A 22,004-nucleotide genomic window follows, 5' to 3' on the forward strand; every position below is an offset into this window, starting at 1 on the left:
TTTTTTGTATACTAACAGTTAAAACCCCAACTCGTAGACTTTACGAATTAGGGTTTATTTTAATGCCCATCCGGGGCATACGAAATCGACGAAAATTTATTATATGATTTTACAAATAGCAACCGAACCGTTCCACGAGCACCACTACGGTTTTTTTCGATAATAACTTCAACTTCACCAACGTTTTCATCATTATCACGCGGATCAGCATTACTATCATCGGCATCATTGTCACGATCGTAATAATCTTCTCGATATAAGAAACCAACAATATCGGCATCTTGTTCAATTGATCCAGATTCACGAATATCAGACAAGACTGGTCGTTTATCTTGCCGTTGTTCCACGCCACGAGATAGCTGTGATAATGCAATCACTGGTACGTGTAACTCTTTAGCTAATTTCTTAAGTTGCCGAGAAATATCAGAAACTTCTTGTTGACGGTTTTCATGATTAGTTCCTTCAATTAATTGTAAATAATCAATTACAATCAGTCCAATACCACCTTGTTCCTTAGCTAAACGACGACATTTTGCTCGTATTTCTGCTACTTTAATTCCTGCAGTATCATCAATAAATATTTTTGTTTTCGATAGGCTACCCATTGCAACCATCAAATTATCCCATTCTTGCGGCGTTAAATTCCCCGTTCTAAAATGATTGGCGTCAATACTTCCTTCAGCACATAACATCCGGCTAACAAGCGATTGTGCTCCCATTTCCAAACTGAAAATAGCGACTGCGGTATCATTTTTAGTTCCGACATTTTGTGCAATGTTCAACGCAAATGCTGTTTTACCAACGGCCGGTCGCGCTGCCAGAATAATCAATTCATCCTCATGTAGTCCGGTAGTCATTTTATCAAGTTCTGTAAATCCGGTCGATAACCCCGTGACATCTGAATCATCAGTCGCCAAACGATTTAATTCTTTCAGATTATCACTTAGGACATCGCGAATATTTTTAAAACCTTCTTTACTATTCGATTCTGAAACATTCATAATTGAACGTTCAGCTTCATCTAATAAATCAGAAACCTCTTCTTCACCCACGTAACTTCGGGTAACAATCGTCGTTGCGGTTTTAATTAATTTTCGTAAAACTGATTTTTCTTGAACAATTTTGGCATAGTAAACCACATTGGCTGCCGTTGGTACCGTCTCCGCTAATTCAACGATATAGCTAACGCCACCAATATCATCAACTTGATTTGATTTTTGTAATTCTTCACGAATTGTTAAAACATCAATTGGTTTATCCCGATCATTTAAATCAACCATTTTATCAAAAATTATTTGATGCGCACGTTTAAAAAAGTCATCAGAAGTTACATACTCCATTGACTCAACAAGTGCATCATTACTTAAAAAGATCGCCCCGAGGACGGCCTTTTCTGCTTCAATATTTTGTGGTTGCGTTTGATCAATTAACACGTCATTATTCATTTTTATAATCCTTAAGTCTTATTTCTCTGTCACATGAACCCGAATTGAGGCAACAATATTAGCAAATAACTTAACCGGCACATTGGTATAACCCATTGTCCGGATGGCATCGTTCATTTCCATTTTACGTTTATCTATTTTAATTCCATATTGTTCTTCAAGACCTTGCGCAATTTGCTTACTTGGAATTGAACCAAAAAGACGGCCATCAGTGCCAGCTTTGGCTTTCAATTCAACTACCGTCTTATCATTTTCCAGCTTTAGTTTTGTCTGTTCTGCTTCCGCAATTAATTCTGCATGTTTCTTATCTTCTGCATGTTTTTGACCAGCTAACGCACTAATGGCCGCTTTATTGGCTTGCTTAGCCTTACCATTCTTGATTAAAAAATTTTGAGCATAGCCATCTGGAACATCCTTAACTTCGCCACGTTTACCGCGACCCTTAACATCTTCTAAAAAAATAACTTTCATAATTAATTATTCCTCGTTTTCATCTTCATTTTCTGGTTTATTTAAAATTTCAATTAAATCAGCACGTACTTCTGCGACCGTTTTATCATTAATTTGTGTAGCTGCATTTGATAAATGACCACCACCACCCATGGCTTCCATAATTACTTGCACATTAAAGTCGCCAACCGATCGGGCTGAAATCCCAACCGAGTGATCATCACGCAAAGTAATCACAAATGATGCATCAATTCCGTCCATCGTTAACAATGAATCTGCGGCTTGTGCCGTCGTAACTGAATCATAAATTACATCGTTTTCCCCAGCACTTAACGCCATGGTTTGATTCAAAATTTCAACTCTTGAAATTAGATAATTACGTTGCATATAACTATCAACATTTTCCTTCATTAACTCTTGAATCAATAATCCATCAGCACCTGCTGAACGCAAGTAACTAGCTGCATCAAAGGTTCGGGTCCCCGCACGTAACGTAAATGATTTAGTATCAACTTGAATCCCGGTCAACATCGCGGTTGCCTCTAATTTGTTAATTCCCTCTGAATCACGAGGTTGATATTCAATCATTTCAGCAATTAGTTCACAAGTTGATGATGCATAAGGCTCAATATACACCAAAATGGGGTTTTCTGGAAATTCTTCACCACGTCGATGATGATCGATAATCATTACTCGACTCTTTAATCGTTCAAATAGTGATTCCGACATTGAAATTTTAGGCTTCGAATGATCAACCATAATTAATAAACTATGATCGGTCGCTTTCTCTAATGCCTGATCTACTGTAATGATGTGGTCTTGTATATCTTGGTAACCATCTTCGTCGACCTTTTCCAATAATTTCGCCACATCTGAATGGATATGGTCATTATCCAATACAATCCAACATTCTTGATTATTCATTTTCGCAATTCTTTGAATCCCTAAACAAGCTCCAATTGAATCCATATCTGGAATTCGATGTCCTTGAACAAAAATTTGATCCGATTCGGTCATTAATTCTTGTAACGCTTGGCTAATCATCCGTGCTCGAACACGAGTCCGTTTTTCCATTGGATTAGTTTTACCACCATAAAAACGAGCTTGCTTATCCGCCGCTTTAACGACGACTTGATCACCACCACGACCAAGCGCCAAGTCAAGATTACTTTGTGCTAACTTGGATAATTTGTTTAAATCATTATCCCCATAAGCTACGCCGACACTTAAAGTTACTGGTGAATTTTGTTTAGTTGTATTTTCGCGAATTACATCTAAAATTGAAAATTTATTTTGTTCGACAATATCTAATGAACTTTGATGTCCTAAAATCAAATAATAATCGTCATCAATTGTTTTAATAAATAACCCATATTTTTCAGCCCATTCATTTAATTCTGAGGTGATGTAATTACGTAAATTCGATATATCTGAATCACTCATCCCTTGGCTAATTTCAGCATAATTGTCTAAATAAATATTACCTAAAACTAATTTATCATCTTCATATAATGATTCGATTTCAATATATTTAGTTACATCCATTAAATATGCAATATTAAAATCGGCCTGAACTAGTAGCGTAAACTGTTTTCCTGCCCATTCAATTGTGTGATAATCTTCGTCATCCCAATGTGCTTTGATTTTTTTAAATAATTCAGGTTCAACGGCTTCTAATTGATTACCAATTAAATCTTCATCGCCAAAAAAATGTGCCAAATAAGGATTAATCCATTCAACTTTATCTTTATCATCAAACACCAAAATACCAATTGGCATTTCTAACAAGGCTTGTTGTTCGCCCGTTTTTATTCGATAGGCCAAATCATTCAAATATTCATGCGTATCGGTTGCCATTTTTTGTAATAATTCAATTGAAAAATAAAGCCCAATCACAATTAGGACAAGCATAATTAGACCGTAAATCCAGCCCATCAGGAATGCAAATATGATTCCTAATCCTGATACCACAAATAAAAACAGCGCCAATGATCGCACGTTAGTATTTTTGATAAATATTTCAATATTTTCTCGATCAAAGAAGTCCTTCATAGTTGCTCCAATCATGCATAAATCTTTTATTTAACGTTTATTTTAGTAATTTCATTTTATCACATTTTATAAAAGTGATTTGAAGTATTTAAATCCACTAAAAAAGAGGTAGTTCAAATAACTTTCGAACCACCTCAATAGAGACTATGCTTTTTTGATTCCTTTGCCCAATAATTTACCAACAACGGGTAACTTTCCAAATTCACTAACATTGTCATTTGGCGCAACAACTAAATTAGTTGCTGACTTAGCTAAATCAGAAAAGGCATTAATCGATTGATTTTGGAAATATTTATCATCGGCATTACTTAACCCTGCCTGAATCGTATCAATTCGATAACGTTCTGCATCGGCACGAGTTTGAGTAGCATCTGCTTCCGCTTTGGCGGTGGCCATTAAAGCATCATTCTTCGCTTTCGTCGTTAATTCAATCGACTTAGCTTCACCTTCAGCTTTGGCAATTGTAGCAACACGTTCACGATCAGCCGTTAATTGTTTATCCATGGCTTCTTGAATAGCTTTCGATGGGGTTAATTCATCAATATTAATCCGGTCAACATTAATTCCATACGTATTTGTTAAATCACCAATCGCTAAGGCCAACTCTTGATTAATCTTAGCTGTTGATCCTAAAGCTTCATTTAAGTCCATACGGCCAATAATATCACGTAAATGACCACGAACTAATTGGGCCATTGATTCAACCGAATCAGTATTCTCATATTGATACTTAACCCCATCAGTTACATGAAAGTTTAACGTTAAACTAGCTGAAACATCCGCATTATCCTTCGTAATAATTGAATAATTTGGTAATGATAACGGCTCCATTGCTAAACTAACTTTGCGAATTTTTTGAATAAAAGGAATATATAAATGGAGCCCTGATTCAACGCTGCTACGATACTTGCCTAACGTTTCAACCAAACCTTGATTATTTTGTGGTACGATCTTTAATCCAAATGGCATAATAGCCCTCCTATATTTTACGTAATGTCAGTATATTACCAACGGCATCAACAATCGCATACTGTGCGGCTTCTTCGGCCAATGAATTATCACTCGTCAAATAACGATAATAAATTCCCCTGACTTGAACCAAACCAGTATTTTGATCGATATCCTTGCCATTAACTACTTGCCCGGTTATTTGCCGTTGCTCAAAGCTTTTTCCTTTGACCGACTCTTCCAAAATATGTTCAATATGTGCATTAATGCTCCGATTCTTTTGTTGTGCAGTCTCAGACAAATGATCATATAAATCTTGATCAAGTCGTAATAAAAACTTTTTTTTATCTTCGGCCAATTGACATCACCTTCCTGATATCATTTTGATATTAACTTTATCATATTATATTGATCCAAGATATGCAACCGTTATCATGTTTTATCACAAAAAAAATAACCCATAAATGAGTTATTTTTTTGATTATTAATCTTCTGCAACGAATGGTAATAATCCCATAATACGTGAACGTTTGATTGCTTGTGTCAAACGACGTTGGTTTTTGGCGCTAACACCAGAAACACGACGTGGCAAAATCTTACCGCGTTCCGAAATGAAACGCTTAAGCAAATCAGTGTTTTTGTAATCGATGTATTCGATATGGTTGGCAGCAATGTAATCTACCTTACGGCGACGACGTGCGCCACCTCTTCTTTGTTGTTGAGCCATTGAAGTTTCCTCCTCATTCTAAATTAATTAAAATGGTAGGTCATCATCGGAAATGTCGATTGATTGACCATTGCTAGCGAATGGATCGTTAGCTGCTGCACTAGAATTATTATTGCTAGCACTGCTTGGTGAACCAAACGGATTATCGTTTGCTGACGAACCTTGGGGGGTAGATGCATGATTATCAAAATTCGAATTGCCGGCTGGGGCTGAATTTTGATTTTGTGAACGAGGTTCAAGTAGTGAAAAGTTTTCTACAACTACTTCAGTTACATAAACCCTTTGTCCCTGTTGGTTTTCGTAGTTACGGGTTTGAATCCGTCCTTCGATACCAACTAAAGATCCTTTATGTGTGAAATTAGCGAAATTCTCTGCAGCTTTTCTCCAAATTACACAGTTAATGAAGTCAGCTTCACGTTCACCAGCTTGGTTCGTGAACTGACGGTTAACTGCAAGTGAGAAAGTTCCCACTGCAGTTCCACTAGTTGTGTATCGCAACTCAGTATCTTTAGTTAAACGTCCAACAAGTACGGCACGATTAATCATAGCTAAATACTCCCTTCTAAAGTTATCTTTCGACTAAATATTATCCTTCACGTTTAATAATCATGTGACGAAGAATATCTTCGCTGATCTTAGCTAAACGATCGAATTCGTTTAAAGCTGCGTCGTCATTTGCTGTCAAATTAATAATGTGGTAAGTTCCTTCATTATAATTTGCGATTTCGTATGCAAATCGACGAGTAGACCAGTCTTTTGAATCAACGATAGTAGCACCGTTGTCTGTGACGATCTTGTCAAAACGTTCAACAAGAGCAGTTTTAGCTGCATCATCAAGATCAGGACGAACGATGTACGTAATTTCATAACGTGTTGCTTCCATTGACTGTTACACCTCCTTATGGACTATTGGTCCCACTTCCAATTGAGTGGGACAAGGAAAGTAAAACGTAAAAAACGTATACTCACAAACAAAAATTATAGCATGCTACAACAAATAAAACAAGGACATAAAAATCCTGAATTACGATACATATACTAGATACGCACATAACTCAGGATTTTCATTTAATTATTTATTTTTATTCTTCGGTTGATGATTCATCTGTGTTAGCTGGTGCTTCAACGGCAGTTTCAATACTGTCAGTTGTTGCTTCAGCCTCATCTTCAGGAACATCAACTTCTTTAGCAACTTTCGTCATCGTTGCCACATGAGTTTCATCGTCCATTTTAATTAAATGAACTCCCAATGTTGCTCGTCCCGTTTGAGATACATTCGCAACATCAAAGCGGATGATAACCCCTTTATCAGTTACCAACATGATATCTTCATCACCAGTAACTGTCGTCATCCCAGCTAATGGTCCGTTCTTTTCAGTCACGTTAGCGGTCTTAATCCCTTTACCACCACGACCTTTAATTGGATATTCACTGGCACTCGTTTGCTTACCAAATCCTTTTTCACTAATAATAAAGACTTTACTATCAGCTTCAAGAATATCAACACCAATTACATAATCATTTTCACGTAAACGAATTCCACGAACTCCAGAAGCGGAACGTCCCATTGAACGAACATCAGCACCCTTAAAGCTAACTGCGTAGCCTAAATGAGTTCCGATAATCATGTTTTGGTCTTCAGAGATAATTGAAACGCCAATTAACGAATCATCTTCTTTAAGGGTAATTGACTTCAAACCATTATTCCGAATATGGGTAAATTCAGAAACCGGCGTCCGTTTAACCGTTCCCTTTAAGGTTGTGAAGAATAAGAAGTTATCGTCATTGTTAGTTTCACGAGCGATGTTAACAACGGCTGAAATTTTTTCTTCCGAATCAATTCCGAGTAAATTAATGATTGGAATTCCCTTAGCTGTTCGGCCGTATTCAGGAATTTCATAACCCTTCATTGAGAACACCTTACCAGTATTGGTAAAGAAGAGCAGCATATCATGTGTTGACGTTGAAATCATTTGTTCAATGAAATCATCATCATGGACACCCATGCCTTGAACGCCACGACCACCACGATTTTGAGTTTTAAACTCATCAACTGGAAGTCGTTTAATGTAACCATTATGAGTCAACGAAACGATTACGTCTTCTTCTTCAATCAAGTCTTCATCTTCAATACTGGTAACATCTCCAACTTGTAATTCAGTTCGACGAGGATCGCCAAATTTTTCTTGAATTTCAAGAAGTTCTTGATAAATAACTTTTTGGATTCGTTCAGAATGTTCCAAAATATCTTTAAAATCAGTAATTGAATCCATTAACGCATTGTATTCATCTTCAATTTTATTACGTTCCAAACCAGTCAAACGAACTAAACGCATATCAAGAATTGCTTGGGCTTGACGTTCAGATAATGAATAATTTTCAATTAATTGATTTTTAGCAATTTCACTCGTTTGTGAACCACGAATAATCGCAATAATTGCATCAATATGATCTAAGGCGATTCGCAATCCTTCGAGAATATGTGCTCGCGCTTGTGCCTTTTTCAAGTCAAATTCAGTCCGACGACGAACAACTTGTTCTTGATGTTCAAGATAATATTCAAGAATTTGTTTTAAACTAAGAACTTTTGGCGTTCCTTTAACGATGGCCAACATGTTAAAACTAAATGATGTTTGCAATAACGTTAATTTATATAAATTATTTAAAACGACTTCGGCACTAACATCGCGACGAACATCAATGGCAATCCGCATACCTTCACGATCAGATTCATCGTTGGCATCCGTAATTCCTTCAATCCGCTTGTCACGAGCTAATTCAGCAATTCGTTCAATCAATTTAGCTTTATTAACCATGTAAGGTAATTCAGTCACAACAATTCGTTGCTTACCATTTTTTAGTTCTTCGATATCGACTTTAGCCCGGACAATAATGCTTCCGCGCCCAGTTTCATAAGCCTTACGAATCCCTGACTTACCCATCACAATTCCACCAGTTGGGAAATCAGGACCCGGAACGGCTTCCATCAAGTCAGCCGTAGTTGCCTCAGGATTATCCATTAAAATATGGATTGCGCCAATTACTTCAGCCAAATTATGGGTTGGAATATTAGTTGCCATCCCAACCGCAATTCCAGAAGCTCCATTAACTAATAAGTTAGGAAAACGAGCTGGCAAAATTGATGGTTCTCGTTCAGTACCATCATAATTATCAACAAAATCAACAGTATCTTTATTAATATCACGAACCATTTCCATCGCGATTTTACTCATTCGCGCTTCGGTATAACGCATGGCAGCAGCGCCATCACCATCGACGGAACCAAAGTTACCATGACCATCAACAAGCATGTTCCGATAACTAAAATCTTGTGCCATCCGGACCATTGATTCATAAATTGCTGAATCCCCATGAGGATGATACTTACCCATAACGTCACCGACGATACGCGCCGATTTTTTATAAGGTTTATCTGGTGTAACACCTAATTCGTTCATTCCATACAAAATCCGACGATGGACGGGTTTTAAGCCATCACGAACATCTGGTAACGCACGCGCCACAATAACACTCATCGCGTAATCTAAAAATGATGTTCGCATCTGTGACGATAGATTCACATCGGTTATCTTTGTTCCTGAAATATCTTTTTCAGCCACGATTGTTCCTCCCTTTTAAAACGATTTATAAATCTAAGTTTTCTACGAATGTCGCATTTTCTTCAATAAATTCACGTCGTGGTTGAACTTTATCACCCATTAACATTGAGAAAACTTGATCGGCTTCAATCGCGTCATCTAAACTAACTCGTAATAATCGACGTCTGGTGGGATCCATTGTCGTTTCCCATAACTGTTCGGCATCCATTTCACCAAGTCCCTTATACCGTTGAATTGCTGGCTTGGGTGATGGTTGTAAAGTTCCTAAAATCGTTGCTAATTCTTCATCAGAATCAATATATTGGATAAATTTACCTTGGCGCACTTGATACAATGGTGGCTGCGCAATATAAACATAGCCAGCTTCAACCATTGGTCGCATAAAGCGATAGAACAAGGTCAATAGTAGTGTCCGAATATGAGCGCCATCGACATCGGCATCGGTCATAATTACCAATTTATGATAATTAGCTTTCCCAACATCAAATTCATTTCCAAACCCAGTTCCTAAAGCTGTAAATAATGAACGAATTTCTTCATTAGCTAAAATTCGATCTAAACTGGCTTTTTCAACATTCAAAATTTTTCCACGAATTGGTAAAATAGCTTGCGTTAAGCGTGAACGTCCCTGCTTGGCAGAACCACCAGCAGAGTCCCCTTCGACAATAAATAGTTCCGAAATGGCTGGATCTTTACTAGTATTATCTGCTAACTTACCAGGTAAATTACTGATTTCAAGACCACTCTTTTTACGCGTAACTTCACGGGCATGTTTCGCAGCAATCCGCGCTTTTGATGCTAAAATTCCTTTTTCAACAATCTTTTTCGCAACATCGGGATTTTCCATCATAAAACGACTAAAGGTTTCACTAAATAAGTGATCAGTTGCTGTTCTAGCATCAGAATTACCTAATTTAGTCTTGGTTTGACCTTCAAATTGAGGATCCGGATGCTTAATTGAAACAACAGCCGTTAAACCTTCACGAACATCATCACCGGATAATGAATCTTCGTTTTCTTTCAAAATCCCTTTTTTCTTACCATAATCATTAATTACGCGGGTTAGTGCCGTCTTAAACCCAGTTTCATGAGTTCCACCTTCGTAAGTATTAATATTATTCGTAAAAGTTAACAAGTTATTATGAAAATCATCCGTATATTGAAGGGAAACTTCAACCGTAATCCCTTTTTCTTCAGCTTCTAAATAAATGGGTGGTTCAAATAAAACTTCTTTATTAGCATTCAAATATTCAACATAATGCTTAATTCCACCTTCATAGTGGAACGATTCAGTTGATGGTTCGTCAGGACGATTATCGGTAATACTAATTTTAAGACCCTTATTCAAAAAGGCTAGTTCCCGAATTCTGGTCGTCAAAACCTTAATATCGAACGTCGTGGTTTCACGGAAAATGTCAGGATCTGGAACAAAATGAACAATCGTTCCATGTTCATCTTCAGGACGAGTACCAATGACTTTAATTGGTGTTACTACTTTACCGTAAGCAAAATCAACGTAATATTCTTTCCCATTACGAATAACTTTGGCATCTAATTTAGTTGAGAGCGCATTAACAACTGAGGCCCCAACCCCATGCAGCCCACCAGAAACTTTATATCCGCCGCCGCCAAATTTACCACCGGCATGTAAAATCGTAAAGACCGTTTCCAACGCTGATTTACCAGTTTTAGCTTGTACATCAACTGGAATTCCCCGACCATTATCAGTTACGGTAATACTATTATCTTTTTCAACGGTAACGGTAATGTGATTGGCAAACCCAGCTAAGGCTTCATCAATCCCATTATCAACAATTTCCCAAACTAAATGGTGAAGTCCTTGTGAAGAAGTCGTACCAATATACATACCTGGTCGCTTACGAACCGCTTCAAGTCCTTCTAAAACTTGAATTTGGCTGGCATCATATTCTTTAGCTAATTCTGCTTTTGTTTCCTTTTCAGTACTCATGTATGACCCTCCTACTGTGTTCCAAATTTCCCATAAAACCTATATTTTTAGTCTTCGTTCAATAGAATCCCTTGTTCAATTTCAAAAATCTTCGGTTCTTTAATTAATTGTCGCGCAACCCCGCTTAAACTAGTTGTGGTCAAAAAAGTTTGAACCTTATCTTGAATCGCGGTTAATAAATGGGTTTGCCGTTCATCATCTAATTCTGATAAAACATCATCTAATAATAATAGCGGATACTCACCCGTTTGGGCTTTCATTAAATCAATTTCAGCGAGCTTAACCGATAAGGCGGTTGTGCGTTGCTGTCCCTGGGACCCATACGTTTGGACATTATTGTCATTCACCAAAAATTTAAGATCATCGCGCTGCGGGCCGTATAAAGTACTACCTAGTTCAATCTCACGACTTTCATTCTTAGTTAACAAGGCTAGTAATTGTTCATAAACACTTTCGACCGTGGCATCGTCTGCAACGGTTAATTGTGACGCATAATGAAACGTTAATTTCTCTTTTCCCTGTGAAATCTCATCATGAATTACTTGCGCCCAGCCTTCTAATTGCTGAAGAAAATTAACCCGGGCCACCATAATTTCAGCCCCATAAGCGGCTAATTGATCTGATAATACTTGTAAAAAAATCCGATCAGTTTGTTTTCGTTGTTGTAACTGCTTTAAATATTGATTCCGTTGCTTCAAAATCGTGCGATATTGCCCGGAATTATATAAATATTTATTACTCATTTGACCAAATTCCATATCCATAAACCGGCGCCGCATTGCGGGTGCGCCTTTAACTAAGGATAAATCTTCGGGTGCAAATAAAATAACGTTTAATTGACCAATATATTGTGATAATTTTGCCTGTTCTAAATGATTAACTTTGGCTTTTTTTCCCTTTGAGTTAAACAGTAATTCTAACGGAACGGTGCCATTTGTTTTTTTAACCCGACCACTAATAAAAGCGTCACTTCCCTGCCATTTAATTAGTTCTTTATCATTAGCAGTTCGATGACTCTTGGTCAGAGCTAAGACATAAATTGATTCTAGCAAATTTGTTTTACCTTGAGCATTTTCACCAATCATGACGTTAATTCCAGGTGAAAATTCAACCTGTAAATCATCATAATTACGAAAATTTCGTAAATGTAAATCAGTTAAAATCATTCGTCTGCCTACTTATCTTTGATTACAAATGAACCAAATCCTGGAACTTCGACAGCGTCATCAGTATATAACTTACGGCCACGTCGTTGATCTTGTTCACCATTTACATAAACTTCATTATCAATTAAAAACCATTTTGCAGCACCACCGGTTGGGATAATTCCTTCTTCTTTAAGAAGTTGGCCAACAGTAATAAATGGTTGATCATTATAGACAATTACAGGTTCTTCCAAATTATTCACCTACTTTTTTTATTCACCTTTCATTATACCTGTTAAATTAGGTAAAAACAATCCGATGACCGCTAATTTTGCGTTTATAGCGATTACAGCTCGTTTTGATATTTTTGACCAAAACGCCTTAAAATCGCTAATTTTATGTTTTATCGTTAAATTCAAAATTAGATATTTAAATTTAACTTCACGACAAACTAAAAACGACCCCTCAAATGAGGAGTCGTTTTGGTAACTAAAATTATTAATATGTTCGTACTGGGGTAATTAATTGAATAAAATTGTCTTCATTTTCAGTTGGTACTAACGTAAATGGTCGTAGCGCTGAAGTGAACGAAATTTTAATTTCACTTTGACCAAAGGAACGTAACGCATCTTTCATATAATCTGGATTAAATGAAATTTCAACTGGTTGCCCCGCAACTGTTGAGACACTAATTTGTTCTTCAACATTTCCGACATCAGGTGAGTTACCACTGATTTCAGCAAGTTGTTCTTCAGGTTGGATATTTAATTTAACCACATTATTACGACTTTCATGTGACAACAATGAAGCTCGTTCAATTGCTGCTAAAAAGACCGATGCATTTAGTTCAACCGTCGTATCAGAAGTATCGGGAATCAAGCGCGTTGTGTCCGGATAGTTTCCTTCCAATAAGCGTGAATAAAAGAGGGTGTCGCCTAATAAGAATAAGACTTGATTGTCAGCAATGCGTAATTGAATTTCTTTACGATTATCATCAATCATTCTTGATAATTCTTGTAAACTCTTACCAGGAATAATGACATTATAAGTTTGCGAAACTGCGGTTGGGAGATTAATTTTTCGTTGTGCTAATCGATGACTATCAGTAGCGACCGCCACTAATTGATTTTCACTAAGAATTAAATGAATCCCCGTTAAGATAGGACGACTTTCTTGAGTTGATACAGCTAAGACGGTTTGCCCAATCACTTCTTTTAAGACATCACCAGCTAAACTAATCGTATTTTCGCTATCAATTTCTGGTAAATGTGGGTAGTTGTTGGCATCTTGACCATTAATGGTAAATGAAGCAGTCCCGGAAGTAATTTGGGTTTGGAACCCATCGGTAACTTCAATGGTGACTTGCTTGTCCGGTAATTTTTTAATAATTTCACTGAAGAAACGAGCTGGTAAGACAATTGAGCCGGCAGAAGCAATTTCTAATTCCATTTTTTCATCAGAATTACTTAATACTGATTCAATTGTAATATCAGCATCACTACCAGTTAGGGTTACATCTTCATCAGAAACTACTAGTTTAATTCCAGTTAATATTGGAATCGTAGTCTTTGATGAAATAGCTCGTAAAACATCATTTAACTTATTGATAAAGGTGGCACGGTTAATTGTGAATTTCATGAATTCTAATCCTCGTCAGTCTATATATAATTATATTTAAAAACAGTAGAAGTAGTAGGCCCTGTTCATACTGTGGAAAAGTAAGGATGGGCTTGTTAAATCAAGTGAAAAAGCTTGTTGATAACCTGTGGATAACTACCTGCGTATTCCACAAGTTTTCCACAATTACGGCTTAAGCTCTATTTTAAGGTTTTGTACGTCTTCTTGCAAATTAGCGTTGGTTTTAATTTCGGCTTCAATTTTATCAATTGAATGTAAAACGGTGGAATGATCCTTACCACCAAAGGCATCACCAATTTTAGGGAGTGAATAATCGGTTAAATCACGGGCTAAAAACATGGCAATTTGGCGAGGAACAACGATTTGTTTAACCCGTTTTTTACCACGTAAATCAGCAACCGATAAACTATAGTAGGCAGCAACTTTTTCTTGAATTACTTCAACGGTTAAGGTTTGGACCCCTTCTAGTTTTAAAGCCTTTAGTGAGTTTGCCGCTAATTCAGTGGTAATACTTTTTTTCATTAAGTGGGAATAAGCTTGAACCCGTGATAAAGCCCCTTCAAGTTCACGAACATTGGAATCAACTTGGGACGCAATGTAAGTCAAGGTATCACTGGGAATATCGATATGATCAGCTTGGGCCTTACTACGTAAAATCGCAATTCGGGTTTCTAAATCGGGGGTGGTAATATCAACCGATAGGCCCCATTTAAAGCGGGAAACTAGTCGATCTTGCAATTTCGGAATTTCATTGGGTAAGCGATCCGAAGTTAGTACAATTTGTTTGTTTTCTTCATATAAGGCATTAAAGGTATGGAAGAATTCTTCTTGCGTTCCTTCTTTATCAGCGAAGAATTGAATGTCATCGACTAATAGGAGATCTAATTGACGATATTCTTGGCGAAATTGTTCTTGTTGTCCGGTTTGAATGGCATTGATGAAGTCGTTCGTAAAGGCTTCACTGGTGACGTATTTGACGCGCGTATTGCTATTGGCTTCCATCATTTTGTTACCAATGGCGTGCATCAAATGAGTTTTTCCTAAACCAACCCCACCATAAAAGAACAGTGGATTATACATTTTACCAGGTTCTTCTGAAACCACTAAAGCGGCGGCATGAGCCATTTGATTACCTTTACCAATCACGTAGGTATCAAAGGTATAACGTGGATTTAACGCGGTATCGACCTTAAAGGAGCGGGTATCTTTAGATGGAACATGGTTAGTTGGTTGATCACTTTCTACTATGTAATAGGGAGTGACATTCTTTCCAATTTCTTTAAAAGTATACTGTTGAACTTTGGGGGTTAATGATTTTACCCAATAATCTTTGTGGAACGTCGATGGTAATTCAATCGTTAAAAGATCGTCGTCAAAAGAAATAATTTTAGCGGGGTCAATTAAATTGTTATAAGTCACACTAGTGACGTCATTCTTAAAAGATTCTTTAATTTTGTTCCAAAATGACTCTAAATCAGTCAAGGCAAGCCCTCCAGTTATAAAAATACTCTATTTAGTTTAGCATGCACGGAGCGAGTTTTCCACAGGGATGTTGAAATCTTTTTGTAATAATGAACAACGCTGTGTGTAAAATGTCCACAAGGATGTGGAAAAGCGAAAAGAAACGGGGCGTTTTCAGGTTATCCACAAAAAGTAAGTGGAAAAAGAGGTAGATATTTAAAGGGTTTAGGGCACTTATCCACAAGCAAAAACCAAATGTGGATAACTTTATTGACAAGCTGTGGATATGTGGAAAAATAAGGGATAACCCTGTGGAAAACCCAAAAGTATCCACAGATTGAAAAGCAACGCTGTGGATTATTTGTGGAAAATGAAGGTAAATAAATATTTTTTCTTCTAATTTGGGTGTTTCTTCTGTTTTAACTTTGTGATAAAATTGTAGGGTATTGTTTGGAAAGGTCGATTCGATCGACTAAATATATAAAAATAACATCCTAATAAGGAGGTGCTAAATTATGAAAAGAACATTCCAACCAAAGAAACGCCATCGCCAACGCGTACATGGCTTCCGTCAACGTATGAGTACAAGTAACGGCCGCAGTGTATTAGCACGTAGACGTCAAAAAGGTAGAAAAGTATTGTCTGCATAAGAAGGCCACTATCAAGTGGTCTTTTTTTCTGAAATAAATTTGAGGAAGATCTAATGAAAAAATCGTACCGTGTGAAGAAGGAATTGGACTTCCAAAAAGTCTTTGAAACACACAACTCGGTCGCCAATCGAAAATTTATTATCTATCAATTAGAGAAACCAGGACAAAAGCATTTCCGGGTTGGTATCTCAGTAGGTAAGAAAATTGGGAATGCGGTCCATCGTGTTTGGGTTAAACGGAGAATGCGACAAGCCTTGTTGGAATTGAAACCACAGATTAAATCTGAAGTTGATTTTATCATCATTGCGCGACCATCAACGGACCAAATATCAATGGATGAAGCAAAGAAGCATCTGACGCACGTGTTAAAACTAGCACAATTAATCGATGATGAAGTGGAGGACTAAAGAGTGAAGAAGAGGTTTCGAAAATATTTAGCCTTAATCAGTGTCTTGGGATTGACTGTCTTTTTGGCAGCGTGTTCTAATGCCCCGGTTACTAGTAAAAGTACGGGTTTGTGGGATCATTGGATTGTTTATAATTTCTCACGAGTTATTATTTGGTTATCACACCATTTTGGTGGTTACGGTTTTGGGATCATTATTTTTACCATTATTGTAAGAATTATTATCCTCCCATTGATGATTTACCAAACAAAATCAATGCGGAAAACGCAAGAAATTCAACCTAAGATGAAGGCGCTGCAAAAGAAATATTCATCAAAGGATATGGAGACGGTTCAGAAATTACAAGAAGAACAAAAGAAATTGTATTCTGAAGCTGGGGTTAACCCATTTGCGTCAATGTTACCGTTACTAGTTCAGATGCCAGTTATTTATGCTTTGTATGCTGCTATTTGGCGGACTGATGCATTGAAGCATGGATCATTTTTATGGCTTGAATTAGGTGATAAAGATCCATATTTCATTTTGCCAATTTTGGCTGCCGTCTTTACGTTTATGAGTTCATGGTTATCAATGGCCTCAATGCCGGAGAAAAATGGAATGACTTCAATGATGACTTATGTAATGCCAATCTTTATTTTCTTTATGGCTGTGAATATGTCATCAGCGATTTCGTTGTACTGGAGTGTGACCAATGCATTCCAAGTAGGCCAAACGTTGGTTATTCAAAATCCATTTAAGATAAATCGTGAACGAGCCGAAAAAGTTGCCGAAGAAAAAGCGAAGAAAAAAGCGATTGAAAAGGCCAAACGAAAAGCGGTTAAGGGTAAAAGATAACAAGTAAATTATTAATTAAGGATTGATATTATCTGTAGTTTGGATAAAATCGATCTTTTTTTGTAATGAAAAACCGGCAATAATGCGAAAAATTTTGAGCATGATATAATTAGTTGTGAAGCTAAACAAGGAGGCCAGCAAACAATGGCAATATTTACTGGTAAGACGGTTGCAGAAGCAATTGAAAATGGGTTAATTACCCTTAAATTAACCAAAAGTGAAGCAAATATCAAGGTTTTAAATGGGCCTAAACAAGGCTTATTTGGCCGTGTGCGAAAAGAAGCGGAAGTTGAAGTTCTACCGATTAATTCCCGCTATCATGCGATTGGTACTGATTTAATGAGTGAAGATGAAAGCGAAGTGTCAATCGAATCACTGCCGGAATCAGGGGAAATGACTAATGAGCAAGTTCGGGCGATGCTAGTTTCTAGTCTGTCGCGCGCAACGGCAGAATACGTTAAAGAACTAGCGGCAAAAAAAGATATTATTCTTTCATATGAAATTAAAATTAATCATGATGACTGGGTAATCAATTTAAAAACGAATAATGAAACGAAATTAATTGGAATTAAAGGTGCAACCATCAATGAATTTCAAGATTTAGCTAATCAATACGTCAGAGAAGCCCGCCTAGATGATATTGAAGTCATGCTGGATACGAATGATTATCGAGCCAAACGAAGTAAAATTTTGAAAAAAGTGGCCAAGCAAGCCGTTAACGAGGTAATTAAGTCTGAAGAAGTTGTGGTGTTTGATCCGATGCCGGAAGGTGAACGGGCACAAATTCATGAATTTTTAAAAGATAACCAGCAAGTTCGCTCATATTCCGAAGGTAAAGGAAAGCAACGAGTGGTTGTCGTTGCCCCACGCACCAAACTAAATGATTGACATTCTGGTGAATCCATTTTAAAATATCGTAGTTAGAAATAAATCAGATAGTAGGCATTTACGTTAGTTTAAGTAGCGTAAACGAAAGACTTATTATTAAATTAAATAGGGTAAAAGTAGTGAAAGTACTTTACCACGTCTGCAAATTGTAGGCGTGGAGTAGGTGCTTTTTTTGTTTGTCGGAAAGGGGTATTAACTTGGCAAATTCAGAATTTGATACAATTGCAGCAATTTCGACACCAGCTGGTGAAGGTGGAATTTCAATTATTCGCATTAGTGGTGAACAGGCCTTGCCAATTGCACAAGTAATTTTTAAAGGGAAGTCGTTAGCATCGGTCGCTTCGCATACGATTAACTATGGACATGTAATTGATCCAATTTCGCGAGCAGAAGTTGATGAAGTGATGGCTTCAGTTATGTTAGCCCCAAAAACCTATACTAAAGAAGATATTGTCGAAATTAATTGTCATGGTGGGTTAGTGGCGACCAATCAAATTTTACAATTACTATTGAGTAATGGCGCACGGTTAGCCGAACCAGGTGAATTTACCAAGCGCGCTTTCTTAAATGGGCGCATTGATTTGTCACAAGCGGAAGCCGTGATGGATTTAATTCGCGCCAAAACTGATAAATCAATGAAAGTGGCACTTAATCAACTTGATGGTAATTTGTCACGCTTAATTAAACAATTACGGCAAGATATTTTAGATGTGTTAGCCCAAGTCGAAGTGAATATTGATTACCCTGAATATGATGCGGTTGAAGAAATGACAACCAAGTTATTACAAGAAAAAGCAGCTGAACTACAACAAATTATTAAACAATTATTAAAGAGTGCCAAGCAAGGGAAGGTCTTACGTGAAGGATTAGCGACTGCCATTATTGGTCGCCCTAACGTTGGTAAATCAAGTTTATTAAATAACTTATTACATGAAGACAAGGCAATTGTCACCGATATTGCGGGAACGACGCGGGACGTGATTGAAGATTATGTCAATGTAAATGGAGTTCCATTGAAGTTAATTGATACAGCGGGAATTCGAGAAACAACGGATCAAATTGAAGCAATTGGGGTTGAACGAAGTCGTAAAGCAATTGCAACGGCCGATTTAGTTTTACTATTATTGAATAATAATGAAGCCTTAACTGATGAGGATCGTGGCTTAATTGACGATACTAAGGATGTTAAGCGGATCGTTATTTTAAATAAAACCGATTTACCAACTAAATTAGATCATGCTGAACTGACTGACTTAGTGGATGCTGCAGATATTATTGAAACCTCGATTGTGAATGATGATGGCATGGATCAATTGGCTAACCGCATTAGTGACTTATTTTTCGGTGAAGGAATCGAAACTAATTCTAATAGTGTGATGGTTACCAATGCCCGCCACATTGGGTTGCTAAATCAAGCCGATGCCGCTTTAAGTGATGTGCAACAAGGAATTGCGGCTGGGTTACCAGTTGACCTAGTTCAAATTGATATGACACGTAGTTGGGAATTACTTGGTGAAATTACCGGTGATAGTTATCAAGATGAATTATTGGATCAACTATTCAGCCAATTTTGTTTAGGAAAATAAATTAAGTTAAAAAGTGTTATAAGGAGAACAAATTATGGAACAAGCCTTACCATATACAGGAAAAGAATATGATGTAATTGTTGTTGGCGCGGGGCATGCTGGTAGTGAAGCTGCTTTGGCTGCTGCCCGGATGGGAAATAAAACCTTATTAATGACGATTAATTTAGATATGGTTGCATTTATGCCTTGTAATCCTTCGGTTGGGGGCCCAGCCAAAGGGATTGTAGTGCGTGAATTAGACGCACTTGGTGGCCAAATGGGTCGCAATATTGATAAAACATATGTCCAAATGCGGATGCTTAATACTGGTAAAGGACCAGCTGTCCGTGCTTTAAGAGCGCAAGCTGATAAGCATGCCTATCATGCCGAAATGAAGCACACGATTGAAAATGAACCGAATTTGACGTTACGGCAGGGAATGGTTGATGACTTAATCGTTGAAGATGGTGTTTGTAAGGGTGTAATTACCAGTACTGGTGCACATTATGCCGCTAAAAGTGTTGTATTAACCGTGGGAACCGCGGCCCGTGGAAAGATTATTATTGGTGAATTACAATATGAATCCGGTCCAAATAATTCTCAAGCAGCCATGAAGCTCACGAAAAATTTAGCTGATTTAGGCTTTGAAATTGAACGCTTTAAAACGGGAACCCCACCACGGGTGGATGGAACTACGATTGATTATAGTCAGACCGAAGAACAACCCGGTGATGAAGCGCCTAATCACTTCAGTTTTACAACGCCGGATAGCCAATATTTACTACTTAAAGATCAACTTTCATGTTGGTTAACTTATACGAACGAATCAACACATAAAATCATTCGGGAAAACTTAGATCGGGCACCCATGTTTTCAGGCACCATTGAAGGCGTTGGACCACGATATTGTCCATCGATTGAAGATAAAATTGTGCGTTTTGCTGACAAACCGCGCCACCAACTATTCTTAGAACCAGAAGGTCGCAAGACGGAAGAATGGTACGTACAAGGCTTATCAACGTCAATGCCGGAAGAAGTTCAACAAAAGATTTTACACTCCATCAAGGGCCTAGAAAATGCGGAATTAATGCGTCCGGGATATGCGATTGAATATGATATCGTATCGCCTTACCAATTAAAGCCCACGCTCGAAACTAAGTTAATCAAGAACTTATATACGGCGGGTCAAACTAACGGAACCTCTGGCTATGAAGAAGCGGCGGGACAAGGAATGATTGCCGGTATTAATGCCGGATTACGGGCATTAGATCGTGGCCAGTTTACCTTGAAGCGTTCCGATGCTTATATCGGGGTAATGATTGATGATTTGGTCACTAAAGGAACGACGGAACCATATCGTCTATTAACTAGTCGGGCCGAATATCGTCTAATTTTACGCCATGATAATGCTGATTTACGTCTGACGGAAATGGGTCATGAGCTTGGCTTAATTGATGAGACCCGGTTTGCCGCCTTTGAAAATAAGCAAGCGGCCGTTAAAGCAGAATTAAAGCGATTAGATACCATTCGAATTAAACCAAATGATGAGATTGATGCCTTTTTAGTGGCGCGTGGTGAAAAGCCATTGAAAGATTCATTGTTGGCGAGTGAATTTTTACGGCGCCCACAAGTTAACTATGCGGATGTCCTTAAATTTATTGCTGCTCCAGCTGAACCATTAGATCGCCAAGTAATTGAGCAAATTGAAATTACCATCAAATATGCCGGTTATATCAAAAAGGCGGAAGCACGGGTTGAACGCCTTAAAAAGATGGAAGCCAAAAAAATTCCAGATCGACTAGATTATGATGATATTGATAGTTTAGCTACGGAAGCACGGCAAAAATTAAAGAAAATTCAACCAGAAACGATTGCGCAAGCAACCCGAATTAGCGGGGTTAACCCAGCGGATATTGCAATTTTAAGTGTCTATATTCAGCGTGGTCGAATTGCTAAAATTTAATGATATTGGTAAAAACTTTTAGTAGTGATGATGTTTTGGCCGATATTTAACGTAATCAGAATATTTATTTGTTGATTGAGCGACTCATATTTAAAATATGGGTCTTTTTTTTGTATAAATATGAATAATTTAACAAATTATTTTAAAATCGTTCGTGTTTATTTCTTATATTTATATCTTGACCATCTATAACTACTCAATTAATATTAAATTACGAACTTTGGTAATGTTGCTGGTAAAAG

The 22,004-nt window shown here is 37.4% G+C and carries 20 protein-coding genes; 6 read left to right on the top strand and 14 right to left on the bottom strand.

The annotated features are described in order from the left end of the window. Window positions 1-59: 59 nt before the first annotated feature. The 14 genes from dnaB to dnaA all read right to left on the bottom strand — a co-directional run bounded on the left by dnaB (window position 60) and on the right by dnaA (window position 15,476). On the bottom strand, window positions 60-1,445 hold the full coding sequence (gene dnaB, locus FC70_RS06680; protein WP_057890216.1) for a replicative DNA helicase: 1,386 nt from the start codon (window positions 1,443-1,445) through the stop codon (window positions 60-62). An 18-nt stretch (window positions 1,446-1,463) separates the two neighbouring features. Next, window positions 1,464-1,916, bottom strand: a complete 453-nt coding sequence (gene rplI / locus FC70_RS06685) for a 50S ribosomal protein L9 (protein ID WP_057890217.1) — start codon at window positions 1,914-1,916, stop codon at window positions 1,464-1,466. 6 nt (window positions 1,917-1,922) lie between these two features. Further along, on the bottom strand, window positions 1,923-3,947 hold the full coding sequence (locus FC70_RS06690; protein WP_057890304.1) for a DHH family phosphoesterase: 2,025 nt from the start codon (window positions 3,945-3,947) through the stop codon (window positions 1,923-1,925). Window positions 3,948-4,091: 144 nt separating this feature from the next. After that, window positions 4,092-4,916: an SPFH domain-containing protein gene (locus tag FC70_RS06695; protein WP_057890218.1), complete on the bottom strand. Its 825-nt coding sequence runs from the start codon at window positions 4,914-4,916 to the stop codon at window positions 4,092-4,094. A gap of 10 nt (window positions 4,917-4,926) precedes the next feature. Beyond that, on the bottom strand, window positions 4,927-5,253 hold the full coding sequence (locus tag FC70_RS06700) for a type II toxin-antitoxin system antitoxin (protein ID WP_057890219.1): 327 nt from the start codon (window positions 5,251-5,253) through the stop codon (window positions 4,927-4,929). Between the two features lie 126 nt (window positions 5,254-5,379). Next, window positions 5,380-5,622, bottom strand: coding sequence for a 30S ribosomal protein S18 (rpsR, locus tag FC70_RS06705; RefSeq protein WP_057890220.1), 243 nt, complete (start codon window positions 5,620-5,622; stop codon window positions 5,380-5,382). A 27-nt stretch (window positions 5,623-5,649) separates the two neighbouring features. Continuing rightward, window positions 5,650-6,168, bottom strand: a complete 519-nt coding sequence (gene ssb / locus FC70_RS06710; RefSeq protein WP_057890221.1) for a single-stranded DNA-binding protein — start codon at window positions 6,166-6,168, stop codon at window positions 5,650-5,652. Between the two features lie 40 nt (window positions 6,169-6,208). Further along, window positions 6,209-6,505, bottom strand: coding sequence for a 30S ribosomal protein S6 (gene rpsF / locus FC70_RS06715; protein ID WP_057890222.1), 297 nt, complete (start codon window positions 6,503-6,505; stop codon window positions 6,209-6,211). A 199-nt stretch (window positions 6,506-6,704) separates the two neighbouring features. Further along, complete coding sequence (gene gyrA / locus FC70_RS06720; RefSeq protein ID WP_235804088.1) at window positions 6,705-9,185, bottom strand: DNA gyrase subunit A; 2,481 nt, start codon at window positions 9,183-9,185, stop codon at window positions 6,705-6,707. Between the two features lie 82 nt (window positions 9,186-9,267). Further along, on the bottom strand, window positions 9,268-11,211 hold the full coding sequence (gene gyrB, locus FC70_RS06725; RefSeq protein ID WP_057890224.1) for a DNA topoisomerase (ATP-hydrolyzing) subunit B: 1,944 nt from the start codon (window positions 11,209-11,211) through the stop codon (window positions 9,268-9,270). A gap of 47 nt (window positions 11,212-11,258) precedes the next feature. Beyond that, entirely contained in the window at window positions 11,259-12,377 is a 1,119-nt protein-coding gene (gene recF / locus FC70_RS06730) for a DNA replication/repair protein RecF (protein WP_057890225.1), read from the bottom strand. Between the two features lie 8 nt (window positions 12,378-12,385). Further along, window positions 12,386-12,610 carry a S4 domain-containing protein YaaA gene (gene yaaA, locus FC70_RS06735; RefSeq protein ID WP_057890226.1) on the bottom strand — a complete coding sequence of 75 codons (225 nt, stop codon included), beginning with the start codon at window positions 12,608-12,610 and terminating at the stop codon, window positions 12,386-12,388. Between the two features lie 244 nt (window positions 12,611-12,854). Next, window positions 12,855-13,994, bottom strand: a complete 1,140-nt coding sequence (gene dnaN, locus FC70_RS06740) for a DNA polymerase III subunit beta (RefSeq protein WP_057890227.1) — start codon at window positions 13,992-13,994, stop codon at window positions 12,855-12,857. Window positions 13,995-14,159: 165 nt separating this feature from the next. Beyond that, window positions 14,160-15,476, bottom strand: coding sequence for a chromosomal replication initiator protein DnaA (dnaA, locus tag FC70_RS06745; protein WP_057890228.1), 1,317 nt, complete (start codon window positions 15,474-15,476; stop codon window positions 14,160-14,162). Window positions 15,477-15,970: 494 nt separating this feature from the next. Between dnaA and rpmH the strand changes: the two genes are divergently transcribed. The 6 genes from rpmH to mnmG all read left to right on the top strand — a co-directional run bounded on the left by rpmH (window position 15,971) and on the right by mnmG (window position 21,762). Continuing rightward, on the top strand, window positions 15,971-16,105 hold the full coding sequence (rpmH, locus tag FC70_RS06750; protein WP_057890229.1) for a 50S ribosomal protein L34: 135 nt from the start codon (window positions 15,971-15,973) through the stop codon (window positions 16,103-16,105). Between the two features lie 53 nt (window positions 16,106-16,158). Beyond that, window positions 16,159-16,512, top strand: coding sequence for a ribonuclease P protein component (gene rnpA / locus FC70_RS06755; protein WP_057890230.1), 354 nt, complete (start codon window positions 16,159-16,161; stop codon window positions 16,510-16,512). Between the two features lie 3 nt (window positions 16,513-16,515). Continuing rightward, on the top strand, window positions 16,516-17,346 hold the full coding sequence (gene yidC, locus FC70_RS06760; protein ID WP_057890231.1) for a membrane protein insertase YidC: 831 nt from the start codon (window positions 16,516-16,518) through the stop codon (window positions 17,344-17,346). A gap of 144 nt (window positions 17,347-17,490) precedes the next feature. Further along, complete coding sequence (locus FC70_RS06765) at window positions 17,491-18,234, top strand: Jag family protein (protein WP_057890232.1); 744 nt, start codon at window positions 17,491-17,493, stop codon at window positions 18,232-18,234. Window positions 18,235-18,431: 197 nt separating this feature from the next. After that, complete coding sequence (gene mnmE, locus FC70_RS06770; protein ID WP_057890233.1) at window positions 18,432-19,820, top strand: tRNA uridine-5-carboxymethylaminomethyl(34) synthesis GTPase MnmE; 1,389 nt, start codon at window positions 18,432-18,434, stop codon at window positions 19,818-19,820. 34 nt (window positions 19,821-19,854) lie between these two features. Further along, window positions 19,855-21,762, top strand: a complete 1,908-nt coding sequence (gene mnmG, locus FC70_RS06775) for a tRNA uridine-5-carboxymethylaminomethyl(34) synthesis enzyme MnmG (protein ID WP_057890234.1) — start codon at window positions 19,855-19,857, stop codon at window positions 21,760-21,762. The last annotated feature ends 242 nt before the right edge of the window (window positions 21,763-22,004 follow it).

It is taken from the genome of Paucilactobacillus oligofermentans DSM 15707 = LMG 22743, from assembly GCF_001434315.1.
Classification (GTDB): Bacteria; Bacillota; Bacilli; order Lactobacillales; family Lactobacillaceae; genus Paucilactobacillus; species Paucilactobacillus oligofermentans.

Excerpts from the sequence above, each read along its gene's own strand:
- FC70_RS06690 (WP_057890304.1), bottom strand. The coding sequence starts at position 3,947 with ATGAAGGACTTCTTTGATCGAGAAAATATTGAAATATTTATCAAAAAT.
- rpmH (WP_057890229.1), top strand. The coding sequence starts at position 15,971 with ATGAAAAGAACATTCCAACCAAAGAAACGCCATCGCCAACGCGTACAT.
- recF (WP_057890225.1), bottom strand. The coding sequence starts at position 12,377 with ATGATTTTAACTGATTTACATTTACGAAATTTTCGTAATTATGATGAT.
- mnmG (WP_057890234.1), top strand. The coding sequence starts at position 19,855 with ATGGAACAAGCCTTACCATATACAGGAAAAGAATATGATGTAATTGTT.
- rnpA (WP_057890230.1), top strand. The coding sequence starts at position 16,159 with ATGAAAAAATCGTACCGTGTGAAGAAGGAATTGGACTTCCAAAAAGTC.
- FC70_RS06695 (WP_057890218.1), bottom strand. The coding sequence starts at position 4,916 with ATGCCATTTGGATTAAAGATCGTACCACAAAATAATCAAGGTTTGGTT.
- FC70_RS06765 (WP_057890232.1), top strand. The coding sequence starts at position 17,491 with ATGGCAATATTTACTGGTAAGACGGTTGCAGAAGCAATTGAAAATGGG.
- rplI (WP_057890217.1), bottom strand. The coding sequence starts at position 1,916 with ATGAAAGTTATTTTTTTAGAAGATGTTAAGGGTCGCGGTAAACGTGGC.
- rpsF (WP_057890222.1), bottom strand. The coding sequence starts at position 6,505 with ATGGAAGCAACACGTTATGAAATTACGTACATCGTTCGTCCTGATCTT.
- gyrB (WP_057890224.1), bottom strand. The coding sequence starts at position 11,211 with ATGAGTACTGAAAAGGAAACAAAAGCAGAATTAGCTAAAGAATATGAT.
- dnaB (WP_057890216.1), bottom strand. The coding sequence starts at position 1,445 with ATGAATAATGACGTGTTAATTGATCAAACGCAACCACAAAATATTGAA.
- gyrA (WP_235804088.1), bottom strand. The coding sequence starts at position 9,185 with ATGCGAACATCATTTTTAGATTACGCGATGAGTGTTATTGTGGCGCGT.
- dnaN (WP_057890227.1), bottom strand. The coding sequence starts at position 13,994 with ATGAAATTCACAATTAACCGTGCCACCTTTATCAATAAGTTAAATGAT.
- rpsR (WP_057890220.1), bottom strand. The coding sequence starts at position 5,622 with ATGGCTCAACAACAAAGAAGAGGTGGCGCACGTCGTCGCCGTAAGGTA.
- ssb (WP_057890221.1), bottom strand. The coding sequence starts at position 6,168 with ATGATTAATCGTGCCGTACTTGTTGGACGTTTAACTAAAGATACTGAG.